This window comes from Nonomuraea aridisoli (assembly GCF_003236395.1).
Taxonomy (GTDB): Bacteria; Actinomycetota; Actinomycetes; order Streptosporangiales; family Streptosporangiaceae; genus Nonomuraea; species Nonomuraea aridisoli.
This window is the reverse complement of record NZ_POUD01000008.1, coordinates 1-18,816: the sequence shown is the minus strand read 5'-3', so window position 1 is coordinate 18,816 and position 18,816 is coordinate 1. Positions and strand designations below refer to the sequence as shown.

21 protein-coding genes and 1 pseudogene are annotated in these 18,816 nt (G+C 72.5%); 10 read left to right on the top strand and 12 right to left on the bottom strand.

Going from position 1 to position 18,816, the window contains the following annotated elements; translation table 11 throughout:
- Positions 1-2 precede the first annotated feature (2 nt).
- Positions 3-1,253, top strand: a complete 1,251-nt coding sequence (gene glyA, locus C1J01_RS03545) for a serine hydroxymethyltransferase (RefSeq protein WP_111175910.1) — start codon at positions 3-5, stop codon at positions 1,251-1,253.
- A 94-nt stretch (positions 1,254-1,347) separates the two neighbouring features.
- Here the strand turns inward: glyA and C1J01_RS03540 are convergent, their stop codons facing one another.
- Positions 1,348-2,091 (bottom strand): anti-sigma factor family protein, encoded by a 744-nt coding sequence (locus C1J01_RS03540; RefSeq protein WP_111175908.1) that lies wholly within the window; start codon positions 2,089-2,091, stop codon positions 1,348-1,350.
- Positions 2,088-2,729, bottom strand: a complete 642-nt coding sequence (locus C1J01_RS03535; protein ID WP_438943087.1) for a sigma-70 family RNA polymerase sigma factor — start codon at positions 2,727-2,729, stop codon at positions 2,088-2,090. The genes C1J01_RS03540 and C1J01_RS03535 overlap by 4 nt, the downstream gene beginning before the upstream one ends.
- Before the next feature lie 236 nt (positions 2,730-2,965).
- On the opposite strand from C1J01_RS03535, the gene rsgA reads away from it, so the two are divergent.
- Both rsgA and C1J01_RS03525 read left to right on the top strand, forming a co-directional pair.
- Positions 2,966-4,063: a ribosome small subunit-dependent GTPase A gene (gene rsgA, locus C1J01_RS03530; RefSeq protein ID WP_111175906.1), complete on the top strand. Its 1,098-nt coding sequence runs from the start codon at positions 2,966-2,968 to the stop codon at positions 4,061-4,063.
- A gap of 105 nt (positions 4,064-4,168) precedes the next feature.
- Entirely contained in the window at positions 4,169-4,795 is a 627-nt protein-coding gene (locus tag C1J01_RS03525) for a phosphoribosyltransferase (protein ID WP_111175904.1), read from the top strand.
- Positions 4,796-4,801: 6 nt separating this feature from the next.
- Here the strand turns inward: C1J01_RS03525 and C1J01_RS03520 are convergent, their stop codons facing one another.
- Positions 4,802-5,281: an ATP-binding protein gene (locus tag C1J01_RS03520; RefSeq protein WP_181448555.1), complete on the bottom strand. Its 480-nt coding sequence runs from the start codon at positions 5,279-5,281 to the stop codon at positions 4,802-4,804.
- A 116-nt stretch (positions 5,282-5,397) separates the two neighbouring features.
- On the opposite strand from C1J01_RS03520, the gene C1J01_RS03515 reads away from it, so the two are divergent.
- Both C1J01_RS03515 and C1J01_RS03510 read left to right on the top strand, forming a co-directional pair.
- Positions 5,398-6,294 carry a Sco1979 family transcriptional regulator gene (locus C1J01_RS03515; protein WP_111175900.1) on the top strand — a complete coding sequence of 299 codons (897 nt, stop codon included), beginning with the start codon at positions 5,398-5,400 and terminating at the stop codon, positions 6,292-6,294.
- Between the two features lie 135 nt (positions 6,295-6,429).
- Positions 6,430-6,663, top strand: coding sequence for a DUF397 domain-containing protein (locus tag C1J01_RS03510; protein ID WP_111175898.1), 234 nt, complete (start codon positions 6,430-6,432; stop codon positions 6,661-6,663).
- 87 nt (positions 6,664-6,750) lie between these two features.
- Here the strand turns inward: C1J01_RS03510 and C1J01_RS03505 are convergent, their stop codons facing one another.
- From C1J01_RS03505 to C1J01_RS03490, 4 genes are all read right to left on the bottom strand, one after another.
- The gene (locus C1J01_RS03505) at positions 6,751-7,938 is read right to left on the bottom strand and encodes an esterase-like activity of phytase family protein (RefSeq protein ID WP_235854231.1); all 1,188 of its coding nucleotides are present in this window, start codon (positions 7,936-7,938) and stop codon (positions 6,751-6,753) included.
- Positions 7,939-8,079: 141 nt separating this feature from the next.
- Complete coding sequence (locus C1J01_RS03500; RefSeq protein WP_111175896.1) at positions 8,080-8,541, bottom strand: hypothetical protein; 462 nt, start codon at positions 8,539-8,541, stop codon at positions 8,080-8,082.
- A 42-nt stretch (positions 8,542-8,583) separates the two neighbouring features.
- The gene (locus C1J01_RS03495) at positions 8,584-9,444 is read right to left on the bottom strand and encodes a DUF2188 domain-containing protein (protein WP_111175894.1); all 861 of its coding nucleotides are present in this window, start codon (positions 9,442-9,444) and stop codon (positions 8,584-8,586) included.
- Positions 9,444-9,773 (bottom strand): hypothetical protein, encoded by a 330-nt coding sequence (locus C1J01_RS03490; RefSeq protein ID WP_146615457.1) that lies wholly within the window; start codon positions 9,771-9,773, stop codon positions 9,444-9,446. Before C1J01_RS03490 ends, C1J01_RS03495 begins: the two co-directional genes overlap by 1 nt.
- Positions 9,774-9,915: 142 nt before the next feature.
- Between C1J01_RS03490 and C1J01_RS03485 the strand changes: the two genes are divergently transcribed.
- Both C1J01_RS03485 and C1J01_RS03480 read left to right on the top strand, forming a co-directional pair.
- Positions 9,916-10,305 (top strand): YbaB/EbfC family nucleoid-associated protein, encoded by a 390-nt coding sequence (locus C1J01_RS03485; RefSeq protein ID WP_111175890.1) that lies wholly within the window; start codon positions 9,916-9,918, stop codon positions 10,303-10,305.
- A 7-nt stretch (positions 10,306-10,312) separates the two neighbouring features.
- Complete coding sequence (locus C1J01_RS03480) at positions 10,313-10,702, top strand: YbaB/EbfC family nucleoid-associated protein (protein WP_181448554.1); 390 nt, start codon at positions 10,313-10,315, stop codon at positions 10,700-10,702.
- A 179-nt stretch (positions 10,703-10,881) separates the two neighbouring features.
- Here C1J01_RS03480 and C1J01_RS03475 read toward each other — a convergent pair whose 3' ends face one another.
- The 4 genes from C1J01_RS03475 to C1J01_RS03460 all read right to left on the bottom strand — a co-directional run bounded on the left by C1J01_RS03475 (position 10,882) and on the right by C1J01_RS03460 (position 14,279).
- Positions 10,882-11,193, bottom strand: a complete 312-nt coding sequence (locus C1J01_RS03475; protein ID WP_080036407.1) for a WhiB family transcriptional regulator — start codon at positions 11,191-11,193, stop codon at positions 10,882-10,884.
- A gap of 100 nt (positions 11,194-11,293) precedes the next feature.
- Complete coding sequence (locus tag C1J01_RS03470; RefSeq protein ID WP_235854230.1) at positions 11,294-12,154, bottom strand: sucrase ferredoxin; 861 nt, start codon at positions 12,152-12,154, stop codon at positions 11,294-11,296.
- Positions 12,155-12,268: 114 nt separating this feature from the next.
- Positions 12,269-13,777: a glycerol-3-phosphate dehydrogenase/oxidase gene (locus C1J01_RS03465; RefSeq protein WP_111175884.1), complete on the bottom strand. Its 1,509-nt coding sequence runs from the start codon at positions 13,775-13,777 to the stop codon at positions 12,269-12,271.
- Complete coding sequence (locus C1J01_RS03460) at positions 13,770-14,279, bottom strand: TetR/AcrR family transcriptional regulator (RefSeq protein ID WP_111175882.1); 510 nt, start codon at positions 14,277-14,279, stop codon at positions 13,770-13,772. Before C1J01_RS03460 ends, C1J01_RS03465 begins: the two co-directional genes overlap by 8 nt.
- A 31-nt stretch (positions 14,280-14,310) precedes the next feature.
- On the opposite strand from C1J01_RS03460, the gene C1J01_RS03455 reads away from it, so the two are divergent.
- A complete protein-coding gene (locus tag C1J01_RS03455; RefSeq protein WP_111175880.1) occupies positions 14,311-15,876 on the top strand; it encodes an FAD-binding oxidoreductase in 1,566 nt (521 codons plus the stop codon).
- Positions 15,877-15,930: 54 nt separating this feature from the next.
- Here C1J01_RS03455 and C1J01_RS03450 read toward each other — a convergent pair whose 3' ends face one another.
- Positions 15,931-16,344, bottom strand: a complete 414-nt coding sequence (locus tag C1J01_RS03450; protein ID WP_111175878.1) for a hypothetical protein — start codon at positions 16,342-16,344, stop codon at positions 15,931-15,933.
- Positions 16,345-16,767: 423 nt separating this feature from the next.
- Between C1J01_RS03450 and C1J01_RS03445 the strand changes: the two genes are divergently transcribed.
- Complete coding sequence (locus C1J01_RS03445) at positions 16,768-17,961, top strand: metallophosphoesterase family protein (RefSeq protein ID WP_235854229.1); 1,194 nt, start codon at positions 16,768-16,770, stop codon at positions 17,959-17,961.
- 33 nt (positions 17,962-17,994) lie between these two features.
- Positions 17,995-18,816 (top strand): annotated as a pseudogene (locus C1J01_RS03440) (bifunctional 3'-5' exonuclease/DNA polymerase); the annotation flags it as partial.

Genomic DNA, 18,816 nt, shown 5'->3' with positions numbered 1-18,816 from the left:
TCATGGGTTCTCTCGCGAGCGTCGACCCGCAGATCGCCGAGCTCATCAGGGCGGAAGAGCGTCGCCAGGCCGACACCGTCAAGCTGATCGCGTCCGAAAACTACGTGTCCAAGGCCGTGCTCGAGGCCACGGGCACCGTGCTGACCAACAAATACTCCGAGGGCTACGCCGGCAAGCGCTACTACGAGGGCCAGCAGGTCATCGACCAGATCGAGACCCTCGCCATCGAGCGCGCCAAGGCGGTGTTCGGCGTCAACCACGCCAACGTCCAGCCCTACTCCGGCTCGCCCGCCAACCTCGCCGTCTACATGGCGTTCCTGGAGCCGGGCGACACCGTCATGGGCATGGGCCTGCCGTTCGGCGGTCACCTCACGCACGGCTGGTCGGTCTCGGCCACCGGCAAGTGGTTCAACCCGGTCCGCTACGGCGTGCGCAAGGACACCGGCCGCATCGACCTCGACGAGGTCCGCGAGCTCGCGCTGGAGCACCGGCCGAAGCTGATCTTCTGCGGCGGCACGGCGATCCCGCGCACCATCGACTTCGAGGGCTTCGCCTCGATCGCCCGCGAGGTCGGCGCGGTGCTGGCCGCCGACATCGCCCACATCGCCGGCCTGGTCGCGGGCGGCGCCCACCCGTCCCCGGTGGGCCACGCCGACGTGATCTCCACGACCACCCACAAGACGCTGCGCGGCCCGCGCGGCGCCATGCTGATGGCCACCAGCGAGGAGCACGCCAAGGCGCTCAACAAGGCCGTCTTCCCCGGCCTGCAGGGCGGCCCGCACAACCACACCACCGCCGCCATCGCCGTCGCGCTCCACGAGGCCGCCCAGCCGTCGTTCCGCGACTACGCCCACCAGGTCGTCGCCAACGCCAAGGCCCTGGCCGACGAGCTGGGCTCGCGCGGCTTCGACCTCGTCTCCGGCGGCACCGACAACCACCTGATCCTGCTCGACCTGACGCCGAAGGGCATCGGCGGCAAGCCGGCCGCCCAGGCGCTCGACCGCGCCGGGCTGGAGACCAACTACAACACGGTGCCGTTCGACACGCGCAAGCCGTTCGACCCGTCCGGCATCCGCATCGGCACGCCGTCGGTCACCTCGCGCGGCATGGGCGAGGCCGAGATGCGGCAGATCGGCGCCTGGATCGACGAGGTCGTCACCGCCGTCGCCAAGGGCGACGCCGAGGCGGTCATCACCCGCGTGCACCACGAGGTCAGCGAGCTCACCGCCCAGTTCCCCGCTCCCGGCCTGTAAATCCGAGGGAGAGCGTCCCGCCGCACGGGCTCCCGGTGTGCGGCGGGACGCCGGTCCCCGGCCGGTGACATGTCGCCGGTCAACATGTCGCCGGTCACACGTCGACGGTGAGCAGGCGCTCGCCTTCCGAGGTGACCACCTCGAAGCGGTCGACGTCGTCCAGCGGCGTGGCGCTGCCGCCGTGCATGTAGAGCGGATCCGGCGAACCCGGCACTCCGTACCCGGCTGGAGGTACGGACCATCCGGTCATCACCCGCCGCTCTCCCGACTTCGACACGGAGATCAGCTCGCACTCCAGCGGCCCGGTCACCCCGGACAGCTTGAGCGCCGCGTGCGTGCCCCATCCCTTCGACTCCACCACGAGCCCGCCGGTCACGCCGCCCGCGCCCTTGCCCGCGATGGGCCGCCCGTCGACGTAGAACTGCTCGGCCGGCCCCATGTGCTCGCCCGTCCGCCCGCCGTGCCCGTGGGCGAGCGGCGGCTGACCGCCCGCGCCGAGCTGCGTGCCGAGTTGCGTGCCGATCGTCAGCCCACCGGCCACGAGCGTGACCGCCGCCGCCATCCCGATCACGAACGTGCCCCTGCGCGTGCGCCTGTCGGCGTCCTTCTTGTGCCGCAGCAGGTCGATCACGTCGCCTTCGGGGCCGCCCGGGCGGTCGAGCGGGTCCTCGACGGGCCCGATCCCGTGCAGCACACTGGCCACCCCCGCCAGCTCCGTCAGCTCGTGCCGGCAGGCGGGGCAGCCGAGCAGGTGGACCTCGAAGGCCACGCGGTCGTCGTCGTCCAGCAGGCCGAGCGCGTAGGCGCCCACGTCCGTGTGCTCGACTCTCGAAGTCACGCCGTCACCCCCCTTTCCTCCAGTGCGATCCGCAGCGCGCGTACGGCGTAGTAGACGCGCGACTTCACGGTGCCCACGGGGATGCCGAGCACCTCCGCGGCGTCGTTGACCGACCGGTCCCGCAGAATCGTCTCGTTGAGGATCTCGCGGTGCGCCGGGGAGAGCGCCTTGAGCGCCTCCGACACCACCACCTGGTGCAGCAGCCCCTCCATCTCGTCGGGCACGGGCACGCTCTCCAGCGGACCGTCGCCCGCCTCCCTGGGCCGGGCGTCCCTGCGCCGCCGGTCGTCGATCACGATGCGCCGGGCCACCGTGGCGAGCCACGGCATCAGCGAGACCGCGTCGGTGTCGAGCCGCTCGGCGCTGCGCCACGCCCGGATCATCGTCTCCTGCACCACGTCCTCCGCCCACTGCCGATCGCCCGCCGTCAACCGGATCACGAACGCCAGCAGCGGCCGGTGATACTCCCGGTAGAGCGCGGACACGACCACCTCGTCGTCGGGGCGCACGCGGCGGATCCGGTGGCGCGGGCGCGGCTCGCCCGCCGGGGCGGCTGCCTCGGCCGTGTTCACCGGGTACGAGGGCGGGGGATACGTACTGATCCGCATCGTGCTGATCCGCATCGTGCTGATCCGCATCGTGCCCCTTTCTCAGTCCGTCGGCAGGTGGTACGGCCGTCCGGGCGGGCGGGGTTCAACGGATGGCGGAAGACAAACCGATTGCGTCTGTGCCCGCGGGGTGCGTAGAGTCGCCCGATAACCGATCGAGGAGGTGAGGGCTATGCGGGTCCCCGTGCGCGGCATGCCGTCAGTCCACCTCCGGGCGTCCTTCTGACCGCCCGGCTCCATCCTTCTCGAACAAAGGTTTCACTCCGTTGTCTTACGATCTTTCTCTGCTCGGCTGGACCGATCTGCGCGCCGCCGAGCTGCCCGACGGCGCCGTGCCCGCGCGGGTGGCCCGCGTCGACCGCGGCGCCGCCGAGGTCATCGCCACCGACGGCCAGCACCACGTCCGCTACGCCGCCCACGTCCGCCGTGCCGCGGCGGCCGATCCGGTCGCGCTGCCGTGCGTCGGCGACTGGGCGGCGCTGCGGTGGCTGTCCGAGGGCCGCTACGAGCTCGACGCGGTGCTGCCGCGCACGACCGCGTTCGTCCGGGGCGGTGTCAGCCGCGACTCGGTCGGCGGCCTGTCCGGCGACGGTCAGGGCCAGGTGCTCGCGGCCAACGTCGACATCGTCTTCGTGGCCGAGCCGGCCATGCACGCCACCGACTTCGCCGACCTGGCCCGCATCGAGCGCCTCGTCGCGCTCGCCTGGGAGTCCGGCGGCACACCGGTGGTGCTCGTCACCAAGTCCGACCTGTTCGAGCACGGCCTCGACGGACTGCTCGACGACGTCCGCACGGCCGCGCCCGGCGTCGACGTCCACGCCGTCTCCTCGCTGCACGGCGACGGGGTCGAGCTGGCCGCCTCCTACCTCGCCGGGTCGCGTACGGCCGTCATCCTCGGCCCGTCCGGCGCCGGCAAGTCCACCCTCGTCAACGCGCTGGCCGGCAAGGAGGTCATGGAGACCCAGCGGGTGCGCGCCGCCGACGGGCGCGGCCGGCACACCACCGTCCACCGTGAGCTGATCCCGCTCGCCCGGGGCGGTCTGCTCATCGACACGCCGGGCATCCGCCGGATCGGCCTGTACGACATGGGCGACGGCGTCGACCGCGTCTTCTCCGACATCGAGTCGCTGGCGGAGGACTGCCGCTTCGGCGACTGCGGTCACACCGGCGAGCCCGGCTGCGCGGTGCTGGCCGCCCTGGAGCGCGGCGAGCTGCCGGAGCGGCGGCTGGAGAGCTGGCGCAAGCTGCAGCGGGAGGCCCTGTGGATGGCGTCCCGCACGGACGCCCGCCTGCGCAAGGAACAACAGAACAAGTGGAAGGTCATCCACAAGGAGATGCGCCGCACCGGCCGCAACCGGCCCTGACCCGGACCGCCTGACCGGCCGGGGCTCCCGGGAGAGCCCCGGCCGGCGGGTGCGTTCACCTGCGTGGAGAGGCGAGGAGGCGGCCCGTCAGGGTAGGCAGAGGGCATGGACCTCTTCGCAGACCGGGTCGAGGCGGGGGAGCTGCTCGCCGAGCGGCTGCTGGACGCGCACGATCCCGTCATCCTCGCGCTGCCCCGCGGCGGGGTCGAGGTTGCCGTGCCGATCGCGTGCCGGCTGGACGCCGTCCTCGACGTGCTCGTGACCAGGAAGATCGGCTACCCTCCCGCGCCCGAGCTGGGCGTCGGGGCGATCGCCGAGGGCGGGGAGCCGGTGTTCGACATGGGGCTGCTGCACCGCCTGGGCCTCACGCCGGAGTCGGTGGCCGAGGTGGTGGCGCAGGAGCGGCGGGAGCTGGCCCGGCGGGTACGGGTCTACCGCGGCGACCGCCCGCTGCCCGCACTCGACGGGCGGGAGGTGATCGTGGTGGACGACGGCCTGGCCACCGGCGGGACCGCGCGGGCCGCGCTCAGGGCCGTCGCCACGGCCAGGCCCGCCAAGGTGACGCTGGCCGTGCCGGTCGGGGCCCGCGAGACCGTGCGTTCGCTGCAGAAGGAGGCCGACGAGGTGGTCGTGCTCAAGACGCCCGTCGACTTCCGGGCGGTCGGCCAGTGGTACGTGCACTTCGACCAGCTCACCGACGCCGACGTGCTGCACCTGCTCGGCAAGGACTGACGGGCGTCAGGTGGCGGCGATGACGGCCCAGACCAGCTTGCAGGGGCCGCCGGGGGTGAGCCAGCCCCAGGCGGAGCAGAGGGCGTCGACCAGGCGTAAGCCGCGCCCGTACTCGGCGTAGACGTCGGGCGCGGTGGTCACCGGGATCGTCCTGCTGTGGTCGGAGACCACGCACGCCAGCTCGTCGCCGTGCCACAGCAGCAGCCGCAGCTCCCGCGCCCCGCCGCCGTGCCGTATCGCGTTGGTGACCAGCTCCGAGACCACCAGCTGCGCCTCGAACGCCAGCCCCGCGGCGCCCCAGGCGCCGAGGTTCCGGTCGACGAAGTGCCGCGCGGTGGCCACGCAGGCCGGCTCGAGCGCCGTACGCTGATCGAACGGGAAGACGGCGTCACGCTCGGCGGGCCGGCCCTCCACCAGGGCGGAGGCGAGCCACCCTGGTGGCCGGGAGCCGCTGGCGGCTTGCGGCCGGGCGTCGAAAGTCGTCATGCTGGCCCCCGAAGCGCGTTCTGATGATCCAGTGCCCATCTTTACGGCGTGTGGTCAGTGATGCAAGACTTTTCGTAGTTTACTGACGTGAATTGCATCTGCACGTGCAGGGCCCCATGAGGAGCGGTGGAGTGAGCGCAGAGAGCGCGGAAGGAAGGCTGCTCAGCTATTCGCCGGGAAGCCCGACGGTGCTTCGGATCCTGCTCGGCACCCAGTTGCGCAGGCTGCGCACGGAGAAGGGTATCTCCCGCGAGGACGCCGGGTACTCGATTCGCGCCTCTCACGCGAAGATCAGCCGGTTGGAGCTCGGCCAGGTCAGCTTCAAGCAGCGCGACGTGGCCGACCTGCTGACCCTCTACGGCGTCACCGACCCGGCCGAGCGCCAGCCCCTGCTCGACCTCGCCAAGCAGGCCAACGCCCCCGGCTGGTGGCACCGCTACGGCGACCTGCTGCCGTCCTGGTTCGAGGTCTACATCGGCCTGGAGGGCGCCGCGTCCGGCATCCGCACGTACGAGAACCAGTTCGTGCCGGGCCTGCTGCAGACCCCCGCGTACGCCAGGGCGGTCATCAAGCTCGCGCACGGCAACGCCGGCCCTGACGAGATCGAGCGCCGGGTGACGCTGCGCACGACCCGGCAGAAGCGGCTGGAGGACGGGCTCACTCTCTGGGCGGTGATCGACGAGGCCGTGGTGCGCCGGATGCTGGGCGGCCCCGAGACGATGCGCGAGCAGATCGTCCACCTGCTCGACGTCACGGCCGAGCGCAACATCACCGTGCAGGTCATGACGTTCGAGCGCGGCGGCCACGCGGCGGCCGGCGGGCCGTTCAGCATCCTGCGCTTCCCGGAGACCGAGCTGCCCGACGTCGTCTACATGGAGCAGCTGACCAGCGCCCTCTACCTCGACAAGCCGGCCGACTCCGACCACTACATGGAGGTCATGGACCGGCTGAGCGTCCAGGCGGAGGAGCCTCGGGCGAGCCGGCGTTTCCTGGAGCGCATGCTCTCCATGTGAGCGGCCGATACTCCCTGTGATCCACTCCATAGCGGAATTTTGGTTGTCCGCTATATGGAGCTCTTCGTGCTGCCGTATTGTCAGCTCGCAAACGCGGATGCACGTGCATCCGTAAGATCGCGAGGAGCTGCCCCCATGCAAGAGTTCCGGAACGGGACGCCCGCCGGCCGCCTTCCCGTCGTCTGGCGCAAGAGCAAGAGGAGCAACCCCAACGGCAACTGCGTCGAGGTCGCGTGCCTGCCCAGCGGGGAGATCGCCATGCGCAACTCACGTTTCCCCGAGGGCCCCGCGCTGGTCTACACGCGGGCGGAGATCACCGCGTTCATGCTCGGGGCCAAGGACGGGGAGTTCGACGACCTCATCGTCTGAGCCCTTTTCGGGCAGGGCGTGGGCGGGTTTCGGTCAGCGGCCGCGAGAGGGCCGGCGACCTCCCCGAGGCCGCCGGATCCCGGGTGGTCAGCGGTGGACGCGCGGGTCGGCCTGGAGGCCGCGGGTCAGTCGTACGGTGATGAACTCGTTGTCGTCCGGCCGGCCGGGCGTGCGGCCGCTGGAGAACGGGAAGTTGTTGTCGTCCAGTACGCCGATCGTGCGGTCGTCGAGGATGACGACGTCCTCGATGGTCTGGAACGGGAAGCGGAACGTGCCCGGCGCGCCGCCCAGACCGCGCGGGTCGGCGAGGTCGAGCAGGTCGGCCACCAGCGTCTTGTCGAGCGCGCCGTCACGGTCCCTGTCGCGCATGTCGGCCAGGTAGACGCGCTTGAACCGGGCCTCGTCGCCCTGGAGGTTGTCACGCTCGATGATCAGGAAACGGTGCTCGTCGACCGCGATCGCGTCGCCGATGGCGTGGGAGGGGTCCTCCAGCCGGTACGTCCAGCGCCGCCCGGTGTAGGCGCTCTCGCGCAGGTCGAACTCGTGCATGCGCAACGTGCCGGCCGGGTCGCCGCTCACCGTGCCCTCCAGCAGCGGGTAGAGGCGGCGGCCGTCCACCGACCTGGCCATGCCCTCGAAGCCCTTGCTGCTGGCCAGGTTCGGGGTGCCGCCGTTCAGCGCCGGGTTCTCCGGGGCCATGACGCCGGGCAGCGCCACGGGGGCCTCCATCAGCCGGCCCTGGCGGTCGAAGTGCAGCAGGAACGGGCCGAACTCGTCGCCGATCCAGTACGTGCCGTCCACCAGCCGCACGATCGACTCGACGTCGAAGTCGGCGCCCGTCAGCGTGCGGTCCTGCCGGGTGAGCGGGAACGGCACGAGCCCGCGCGGGTCGGTCAGGTCGAACCCGCCGAGCAGCCTGACCGACTTACGGGCGAAGTCCGGCTTGATCCGGTGCACGCGCAGCAGGAAGTCGGCGCTGTTGCCCTGGTTGCCGTAGCCGTTGTCGGACAGGACGTCGAAGGTGCCGTCGTGGCGGCGCGCGATGCCGCTGAAGCCCTGCACCGGCTGGCCGGGGAACGGCGGGGTGACGCCGTTGACCGGCTCCGTGCCGAGCAGCGACCCCGACGGCTCGCTGCCGGGGACGAAGGTCAGCGCGGGCAGGGAGGCGAACCCGGTCAGGGTGGCCCGCCCTGACGGCCGGGAGTCGGCGGTGGCGGGGGCGGCCAGGCCGAGGGCCAGCGCGCCCGCGCACATGAGGATGGCGATGCGTCTCATGGCGCGCGACACTAGGGCGGCCGGGCTGACGGTGTCCCCACCGCGGGGAAACGGCCGGTGACGGCTCGGTGTCGGGCAGCGTCCCGGCCCGCGTCTCAGCCGGGCACGTGCGGTCGGCGTCGGCCGTGCCTCAGCCTCGCGTCAGGTGTCGGCGTCGGCCGGGCCGCACGACCACGACTGGTCGACCAGGGTGAGCAGGTGGCCGCCGTACTGGGCCGGGTCCCAGCCGTCGCGGATGAACAGCTGGGCGACGACGTCGGACGGCGCCCCGAGGACGTCCTCCGCGGCGGTCTCGCCGAGCAGGCGCGTCAGGGCGGCGACGTCGTTGACACGGATCCGGTAGTGGGCCTCCACGTCAACGGTGGCGCCGTCGGGGATGGCGGTCTCCGCCTCCTCCTCGCGATCCTCCTCCAGGTCGCTGAACGGGTTGCCCCAGCCGGTGCTGTCGGCGCACCGCTCGGCGTACTCGAGCGCGGCCGACCGCAGGCGGTTGAGGGCCTGCGCCACGCGGGGGTAGTCGTCGGGCGACTCCTCCAGGACGCGGGCGTGCTCCACGATGGCCGCACCCAGCTCGGCGGCCTTCGCCGACAGTTCGTTCGCCACAGTCGTCAGTCTTCCTCGCTCGTCGGGTTCCGCGGCCGCGGTCTAGTCTTTCTTCTTCTTCCACGGATAGTGCCTGGTGTGGCTGATCTCTCCGTGTTTGTTGATGTAGTCCACGTGCACGTGGTCGTCGCTGGAGCACGGCCCGCGGAACCGGCTGCGCCCGCCGTCCTTGGCGTCCTTCTTGGCCGCCTCGACGGCCTCGTCCTGAGTGTCGAAGTGCCGGGTCCCGGAGTTCGTCTTGCCGGGGGAGTTCTTGCGGAAGATGCCCATCTGGGCGATGGACATGCCGCGCGGACCGCCGTCCCCGGCTCCGCCCGGCCCGCGTCCCAGAGGGCCGCGTCCCGTGCCGAGACGGGGCAGGTCGTCGAGGACGTTGCGGAACTTGCCGGTGGAGCCGGCGGCGAGCGCGGGCCGCAGCACGCGGCCGACGCCCTCGGCCCCTTCACGCTGGACGTTGGTGACGAGGATGCGCCCGCGGATCAGCTCGCGCAGCGCCAGCGCCCCCGCGGTGGGGCCGCCGACCAGCATGGCGCGGGCGATCATGGCGCTCGTCCAGACCGCGCCGCCGGCGACCGCGTACTTGACGGCGGTGGTGAGCCAGGCGGCGTTGTCGAGCACCGCGGGGACGTACCGGACGGCGGAGGCGGCCTGGCTGAGCAGCCGGCCGACGCCGCCGGGATCGTCCCACAGGCCGGCCAGCTCGGTGGCCGCGGCCCCTTGGTACGCCGCGCCGGCGGTGGCGCCGACCGCGGCCAGCGCGCCCGCGGCGGAGGGGCCCGCGCCCGCGAGCACGGTGGCCCAGGCGTCGCGGTCGGCCAGGATCTCCGGCACGCTGACGTTGGGCCAGGGGACGCCCATCAGCTCCAGAACGGCGTCGACCTCGGGCGGAACGGTGACGTCCATCAGAGCGGCAGCTGCCGGTACAGCTTCGCCGACTGCTCGCCGGCGAGGGTCTCGGCCTCGGCGATGCGGCCGCGGGCGGTGTCGAGGCCGTCACCGGTCTGCGTCATCACGCCGGAGATGCCCAGCAGGGCCTCGGCCGCGTAGGCGCCGCACTGGCCGTACTCCGCGTGGAAGGCGGCGAACAGGCCGGTGTCGTCGCCCCACGAGCCGCATCCGTAGCCGCGTTCCCTCAGCCGCTGGAGGGCGGCGGCGTAGTCCTCGCCGTGAATCCGCAGTGACGCCGCGTTCCGGGCGACCTGCCCATGAGCGATCTCCATCCCCGAACTCATGGCGTGTCACCTTAGCGGACCGATCAGCCGCAATTTGTCGATATTTGCAGATCAGTGACCTATGTCGCTTCTGTAACTCCGGTCACCCGCGTCTCGGTAAACTGGCTGACCTTACCAGCAGCCAGCAGCGGAGTCCGGGACGATGCCGACACCTTCACCGCACGACGACGTCGAGCAGGCGGAGCTGTACCTCAGACGGGGACGCGACGCGATGCGCCGCCTCCAGCAGGCGAGGGCCGCCGTCGAGGCGGTCGCCGGGGCGGCCGAGAGCGCCGACGGCCTGGTGCGCGCCACCGCCGACGGGCGCGGCGGCATCACCGGGCTGCGCCTGAACCCGCGCGCCATGCGGCTCGGCGCGGGCGCGCTGAGCCGGCAGGTCACGGAGGTGCTCCAGGAGGCCCAGCGGGACGCGGGGGAGCAGGCCAGGCAGATCGTGGACGGCGCCCTGGCCGACACCGCCGACCTGCCGCCGCCACCGGGCGAGGACTTCATCCGCGAGCGGGTCGAGCAGATCGCCCGCAATCTTCTCTGAACCGGAGGTGACGAGGTTGTTCGGCCCTCGCAGGAACCCCGCCGACATCAGCGCAGAGGAGCTCGCCCGCGACGCCGAGCAGGCCGAGCGCATCCTCGCCTGGAGCGAGCGCGCGCAGGCCGCGCTCGACGAGGTCACCGGCACGGGCCGGGCAGCGGGTGGCCAGGTCACGGCCACCGTGGCGGCCGACGGCAAGGTGCTGCGGGTCGACATCGGCGAGCGGGCGATGCGGCTGGGCAGCCTGCAACTGGCCGAGGAGATCCTCGCCGCGCTCCGGCTCGCCGGCCTGGACGCGGCGCGCAGGACGGAGGAACTGGTCCGCGAGAGCCTGCCGGGATTCGACCCCGCCGGGGCCCTCGCCGAGTTCGAACGCCTGGCCGCCGCCACCTGGAGGTAGCGGAACGCCTCCGGACACGACAACGGCCACCCCGTGAGGAAGGGTGGCCGCTTCGCGAAAAGGGCCTGATCAGGCAGTTGCGCCGACCGGGTTCGCCAGAGCCTGGACATGGCGGGCCAGGCTCCGGTTCATCGGGACAACTGCGTGATCACGCGATGATGGTGATGCTGCCGGGTGTGTCAGGCGGCGGAGATGCCGGCGCTGGCCGCGCGGCGCATGCGACGGCGACGCTCGCTGGCGCGCTCGTCCTCGTTGAGACCGCCCCACGTGCCGTACTTCTCGGGCCGGGACAGCGCGTAGTCAAGGCACTCGTTGCGGACGGGGCACTGGGCGCAGATCGCCTTGGCCTTCCGCTCACGTACGTCACGCTCGGGCTGCCGCTCCCCATCGGGGCCGAAGAAGAGCACGAGGTCCTCACCCCGGCACGCGGCATCATCCTGCCAACCCCAGCTGGGGCGCGGGCGGGCGAGCTGCCGACGTACCTGAGACATGAGAAAACCACCTTCGTGAGAGGTATTTCGGTAATTGAGCCGCATTGGACGCTTTTGGCGTCACTGTTCCAACGCAAGGTCGGGCCGTGATGTTCCCTGGTCAGGTGAGAGCGGGCGTGGCGTACTGCACAGGCGCGAGCCTGTCCAGCGAAACCAGCCGGTAAGTCGTGATCGTCTCGGCGCAAGCCGTACCACACGGCGGTGTGAACGCCGATGGCTCGACCACAACTTGGAACCGGACGTCGCCGCAGCGCACGATGGCTTCGGTGACGTCGCCGTCCGACCTCGAGGATTCCACGGCCACTGCTCCGACGGAGCGTTCTCCCGTATGAACTCGGGCGAAGTGCTCCGCGGCTTGCGATGGCTCAGGGATGCCTGCGCGTCCCCGGTAGCGGTCGAGGATGACCTCGCCCGACCGGTACGCGTTAGCCGCTGTCAGTGCAGCAGCCTGAGACATGCTGCCGTAGAAAATTCCGTGTGGCAAGCACACGAGGTTGGCGGCGTAGCGATCGCCGCCGACGTGTGACGTTTCCCACACTCTGTCCGGCAGCTTTTCGGCCAGGGACCGAGCGAGGGGTAGTCCAATGCGGGCGCAGCACGCATTGCGCTTGGCGTGCGTGCAGACCAGAAATACCGGCTCGTCTTCCAGTATGCAGGACTCCGGGACCACTCCGGCCACCAGCGCGTCGAGGTCAAGATCGTCCGGACCTGCGACGACGCCGCGCGCCAACCAGGGGCTCTCGCCGGCCGCGTAGGCCACTAGCACATGGAGACCCTGATCCCGCGGGCGGGTGCGCCTTCCCGGGCGGCGGATCAGCTGCGGTCTGATGCCGCGGTCGAGGGCCCGCCGGACGAGCTCGGAGATCGGCCCGGGGAGCGCGAGGCTCTCCAGGTGAGACGGCCACGGCCCGGGGTACTCGATGAGCAGCCACAGCCTGGCCCCCACGGTGGCGCTGGCCATCGTGGGCACCGCGCCGGTGTGGCAGCCTGCCGGGTGGTCGCAGCCCCTCGCCAACGCTCCTACCCCTTCCCCCCGATTGAGCTTAGGTAAGACTAACCTAACGGTTGCGGGGCCTCAGCGGCGGGGTGTTCGGTCCAGCACGTCCCGTGTCGCGGCGAGCGCACGCTCTCTGTCCTGCTCGACCAGGCCGATCCTGGTCCGCCGGTCCAGCAGGTCGTCCGCGTCGAGCGCGCCCTCGTGCAGCACCGACCAGAGCAGGTCGCCCTCCGTCAGGCCGAGCCCGACCTCCCGGGGGTGCGCCTTGACGAGCTCGTACGCGGCCGCGGCCTCGGAGCCGTACCGCTCGGTCAGGCGGGCCGGCACGCCAGGCGGCTGCGGGCCCGCGCCGGTCAGCGGGATCCTCCGCGTGCGGCACCGCCCGGCCCGCAGGCCCGCCAGCGCGACCGCCCGGTCCACCGCGTCCTCGGCCATGCGGCGATAGGTCGTGAGCTTCCCTCCGACGACGGTGACGACACGGGCGTCCGCACGGTCGCCCGCGAGGACGGCGTGCCGGCGGGACAGGTCGGCCGTCCGCCCGTCGGCCGCCAGAAGGGGCCTGAGGCCCGCGTAGGCGCCCGCGACCGCCTCCCGGGTCACCGGAGTCTCAAGAACCCCGTTCAGCACCTCCAGAAGCGTTCTGACGTCCTCCTCGGGCGCCTCGGGGACGTCGGGCACCGGCCCGTCCACCGGCTCGTCCGTCAGCCCGACGTGGACGCGGCCGTCGCGTTGCGGGAGCACCAGGGCGAACCGGTTGACCTCGCCGGGAATCGGCACGTGCAGGCCCGCGATCAGGCCCGGCAGCGCGCCGGGCGCCAGGACCAGGTGGGTGCCGCGGGACGGCCGCAGCCGTACCTGGGGGTCGAGGGCGTCCGCCCACACCCCGGCGGCGTTGATCACGACCTTGGCCCGGACGGTGAACTCCTCGCCGGTCAGCTCGTCGCGGACGTCCGCGCCCCGCCCCGTCAGCCGCAGGGCGCGGCAGCGGGTCAGCACGTACGCGCCGTGCGCGGCGGCGGTGCGCGCGATCGCCACCACCAGGCGGGCGTCGTCGAGCAGCCGGCCGTCCCAGGACAGCAGCGCGCCGCGCAGCCCGTCCTGCTTGAGCACGGGCGCGAGGGTGTGCGCGCGGGCGGCGTTCAGCGTCGTGGGGCCGGGCAGCAGGCGGCGCGGCGTGCGGGCGGCCGCGCGCAGCCCGTCGCCGATCCGGTAGCCGGCCATCACGAGCGCCGCCTGCCGCCGGGAGACGGCCGGGGTCAGCGGCAGCGCGTACGGGTGCGCCCTGGCCAGGTGCGGCGCCGTGCGGCGCAGCAGGATCCCGCGCTCGACCGCGCTCTCGTACGCGACGCCGACCTGTCCCTTGGCGAGGTAGCGCAGGCCGCCGTGGACCAGCTTCGAGCTCCACCGCGAGGTGCCGAAGGCGAGGTCGTGCGCGTCGATCGCGGCCACCCGCAGACCGCGGGAGGCGGCGTCCAGCGCCGCGCCCGCGCCGGTCGCGCCCAGGCCGACCACCAGCACGTCGAGCTGTTCCCCGGAGACCCGGAGCAGCTCGCGGGAGCGTCGGGCGGCGTTCAGCGAGCTATCCAAGGTAGGCCTCCAGGAGGGCGGTGAGCTCGGCGTCGAGCTCGTCCATGGTGACGGGATCCAGCATCGTGGGCGCCGACAGCAGGAACGACTGGGCGACCAGCAGCACCGCCCTGGCCTTGCGCGCGTCGCCGACGGTGCCCTCCAGCAGGCCGAGCATGGCGTCGTGGGCGGCGCCGCGGCGCCGCAGCAGGTACGGCAGCAGCAGCTCGGGGTCGGCCTCCACGATCTTGCGCCACAGCGGATGGGCGCGCAGCTCACGCACGCCCGTCACGACCGCGCGCACCGGGTCGGACAGGTCGAGCCCGGCCACCACGCGCACCCACTCCCTGGTCATCACGTCGGCGACCAGGGAGCGCACGTCGGGCCAGCGGCGGTAGAGCGTCATCCGCGACACCCCGGCGCGGCGGGCCACGTCGGTGAGCGTCGTCCTGCGCACGCCGTAGGCCAGCACGCAGTCGCGGGCCGCGTCCAGGACGCCCTCATTGTGACGAATCGACGCCATATGTCACAGTGTAAGGGTGACTGGAGAACCCATGCTGTGGTCCGGCTGGGGCGACCCCGCCCAGGCCCGTGAGCTGCCGGAATCGGTGCGCGGGCTGCTGCGCGACCTGCTCGGCGTGCGCGCCCCGCAGGCCCCCGCCGCCACACTGGAGTCGGTACGGCTCCCGCCGGTCGCCCTCCGCGAGCCCCTGCTGAAGGCGCTCACCGAGGTCGTCGGCGAGGGGCACGTGCTGACCGGCCACGAGGACCGCCTGCGCCGCACGCGCGGCAAGTCCACCCCCGACCTGCTGCGCATGCGCGCGGGGGACGGCTCTGACGCGCCCGACGCGGTGGTGCTGCCCGGCTCGCACGACGAGGTGGCCGAGCTGCTGCGGCTGTGCTCGCGCGAGCGGATCGCGGTGGTGCCGTTCGGCGGCGGCACCTCGGTCGTCGGCGGGCTCGCCGCCGCCCGGGACGGCTTCGCCGGGGTCGTCGCGCTCGACCTGCGGCGGCTCGACCGGCTGCGGTCGGTGGACGCCGAGTCGAGGGTCGCCGAGTTCGAGCCGGGCGTGCGCGCGCCCGACGCCGAGCGGCTGCTCGCCGCGCACGGCCTCACCCTGGGGCACTTCCCGCAGTCCTTCGAGTACGCCACGCTCGGCGGCTTCGCGGCGGCCCGCTCCAGCGGGCAGGCCTCCGCCGGGTACGGGCGCTTCGACGACATGGTCGTCGGCCTCACCCTGGCGGCCCCGGCCGGCACCCTGGAGCTCGGCCGCGCTCCCAAATCGGCGGCCGGGCCCGACCTGCGCCAGCTCGTCCTCGGCTCGGAGGGCGCGTTCGGGGTGATCACGTCGCTGCGGCTGCGCGTGCGGCGGGCGCCGGCCGAGCGGCGCTACGAGGGGTGGCGGTTCGCGTCGTTCGCGGAGGGGACGGCGGCCGTGCGGGCGCTCGCCCAGGACGGCCCGCTCCCCACGGTGCTGCGGCTCTCCGACGAGACCGAGACCCTGATCGGCCTGTCCAGCCCGGAGGAGATCGGTTCGACCGGCTCCAGCGGGAGCCTGCTGATCGCCGGGTACGAGGGCGAGCGGGTGGGGGCCCGGCACGCCGCCGCCTCCGCCGTGCTGGCGCGGTCGGGCGGGCGGCCGCTGGGCGCCGGACCGGGCGAGGCATGGGAGCACGGACGTTTCTCGGCGCCGTACCTGCGCGACTCGCTGCTCGCCGCCGGAGCCACCGTCGAGACGCTGGAGACGGCCGGCTTCTGGTCGAACCTGCCCCGGCTCTACGACGCCGTGCGCCTGGCGCTGCTCGGCGCGCTCGGCTCGCCGCTCGTCATGTGCCACGTCTCGCACGTGTACGAGACCGGTGCCTCGCTCTACTTCACCGTCGTCACCCCGCGGGACGCCGACCCCGTCGCGCAGTGGGCCCGCGCCAAGGCGGAGGTCAACGCGGCGATCGTGGCGGCGGGCGGCACGATCAGCCACCACCACGGCGTCGGCCGCGACCACCGCGACGCCTACGCCACGGAGATCGGCCCGTTGGGCGCCGCCGTGCTGCGCGCCGTGAAGGCTGAGCTCGACCCCGCCGGCATCCTCAACCCCGGCGCCCTCGTCCCTCAGGACTGACCGCCCGCGGCCTCCGGGGAGGGAGTGGGATTCCGGCGGAGCCGGTCCGGCGGGTCAGTCGGATCGGGCGACGGACTCGGCCTCGGCCAGCGCGGCGGCGGCCTCGGCGTGGCGGTTGAGCGCGTCGAGGGCTTCGGCCAGGCGGCCCAGGGCCATGACCAGGGGGGCGCCGCCGATCGAACGGGTGAGCGCCACCGCCTCCTGGGCGAGGGGCAGCGCCTCCGTGGCGCGGCCGCGGCCGAGCAGGAGCCCGGCGCTGGTGCGCAGGCAGCGGGCCAGCAGCGCCGTGTGCTCGGCGGGGGACTCCCTGAACAGCGCCCGGCTGCGCGCCACCGCCTCACTGGCGCTCTTGATCGCCGAGGAGCCGCCCCATCGCGGCCGGTTCGCCGCGAACGCCAGCAATCCCTCGATGGCCTCCACGTCGGAGGTGCCCTTGCGCGTCGCGTCGTCCGAGCCTTTACGGATCATGGGAGCCTCCCTCGGCGGCCCAACCGCTTGCTTGGGGGGATGAGGCTACACCATGAAACACCTTCTGTGTTCTCGGCGGTACGGAGCGTTCAAGGTGCGTGATTGGTAGATCACGGTAAAGATGTGGTCATGGTGGAAGTCGCGGCTGAACGGGGAAAGCAGCTCTCGTCCCGGGTGTCGGAGGAGGGGGCGGGGTGGGCCTGTGCCCAGACCGGTACGTTCGCCCAGCTCAGACCCGACAAACGGGGCTTCTCGTGGCTCAATCCGCGCACGCTCTGGCGGTCGAGGAACGAGGTTCTCGCGGGGCTGTTCGGAGATCCTTCGGGTCAGGTGCGGGCGCGGTGGGTGGAGTCCCAGAAAGCCCGCGGGATAGATCCGGAATTTCGCATCAAGCCACCCGTCGAGGGAAATTTCAGTTTCCTCTTGCTGGGTGACACCGGCGAAGGCGACGCCTCCCAGTACGCCGTCGTCCCCGGAATGCTGAAAATGGGGGAACAGACGTCGTTCGCGATCATCGCGAGCGACGTCATCTATCCGACGGGATCGGGCAACGAGTACGGCGACAAGTTCTTCCGCCCGTACAAGGACTACGACGCCCCCATCTACGCCATCCCCGGCAACCACGACTGGTACGACGGGCTCGGCGGGTTCATGCGGGTCTTCTGCGACGCGCCCCCGCTCAAGCCCAAGCCCGACCGCGGGCTGCGCGGGCTGCTGTGGCGCAGGCCGGAGACGATCGACGAGGCCCGGCTGGCCGAGGCGCGCTCGATGCGCGGCAAGCCCACCCAGCAGGCGACGCAGCCGGGGCCGTACTGGGTGATCGAGAGCGACGACCTGCTGGTCGTAGGGGTCGACACCGGCATCAGGAACGTCATCGACCGCGACCAGACGGCCTGGCTGCGGCGGGTCTCGCGGGATCCGCGCCCCAAGATCCTGGTGACCGGGAAACCCATCTACACCGCCAACGCCTACAAACCGTCGCCGCTGGAGGAGGGCGGCACGATCGACGACATCGTGCGCGACCCGGCGCACCGGTACGTCGCGGCCATCGGCGGAGACGTGCACAACTACCAGCGTTATCCGGTCAAGGTCGGCGACCGCGTCATCCAGTACGTCGTCACCGGCGGCGGCGGGGCGTTCATGCACGCCACGCACACCATCCGCCGCGTGGACGTCGGCGGCGTGCACGAGGACGACTTCCGCTGCTACCCGCTGCGCGGCGACTCGCTGTCGTTCTACAGCCAGCTGTACGCCAAACGGCTGCGGATGAAGTGGCTCTACCTGACCCCCGCCGAGGCGGCCTGCATCATGTCGGAGCAGATCAGGAACGAACCGGTGCGCACCCCGCAGGGCCCGGTCACGGTCACCCGGCGGATGCGGTGGGCGGCGCGGCTGCTCGGGGCCTGGCCGTGGCCGCTGCGGCTGCCGGTCGACCGGGTGTTCCACCGCTACCTGTCGGAGTTGTCCGACTGGGACACGCCGCCGTTCTTCAAGCAGTTCCTGCACGTCACGGTCACCCCGCGGGAGCTGACCCTGCGGTGCTTCGGCGCCACCGGCTGCCTGGCCCAGGAGCTCGACCCGCCGCTGGAGGACGAGGTCCGCATCAGCCTCGCCTGAGTTTCTGTCGGTGCCGTTTGGCACCCTGGACACGTGTACGTCGTGGTCGCGGGGGAGACGGTGCTGCCGGTCGGAGGCACGCCGCGGCGTCCCGCCGATCTCGCCGAGGCCGTGCGTGAGCTGGAGGCCGCCGAGCGGCCGCGGTGGGTGTGGGCCGACGCGCGCGAGACGTACGCGCCGCTGCTGGAGCGGGGGGTGCGGGTCGCGCGCTGCCACGACGTCGCGCTGACCGAGGGCCTGCTGCTCGCCCACGAGGGCCGTCACGGCGAGCCGCGCTCGGCCAGGGCCGCGCACGCCCGGCTGCGCGGGCTGCCGGTGCCGGAGGAGCAGCCGAGCGCGCCCGGCACGCTGTTCGCGCCCGAGCCGCCCGCCGCGGAGGCGGTCGCCGAGGTGCTGGCCGACCAGCTCCGGCGCATCGCGGCGCTGCCCGAGCCTGGCCGGTTCCGGTTGCTGGTGGCGGCCGAGTCGGCCGGCGCGCTGGTGGCCGCCGAGATGTCCCACGAGGGCATGCCGTGGCGCAGGGACGTGCACGACGCGCTGCTCACCGAGCTGCTCGGGCCGCGCCCGGTCCACGGCATGCGGCCGGCCAAGCTGCAGGCGCTGGCCGACGAGGTGGCGGCGGCCTTCGGCCACCAGGTCAACCCCGACTCGGTGCAGCAGCTGGTCAAGGCGTTCAAGGGCGCGGGGGTGGCGCTGAAGACGACCCGGTCGTGGGAGCTCAAGCGCGTCGACCATCCGGCCGTCAAGCCGCTGCTCGCCTACAAGGAGCTGGCGCGGCTGTTCAGCGCCCACGGGTGGGCGTGGGCCGACCAGTGGGTGCGGAGCGGGCGGTTCCGTCCCGAATACGTGGTGGGC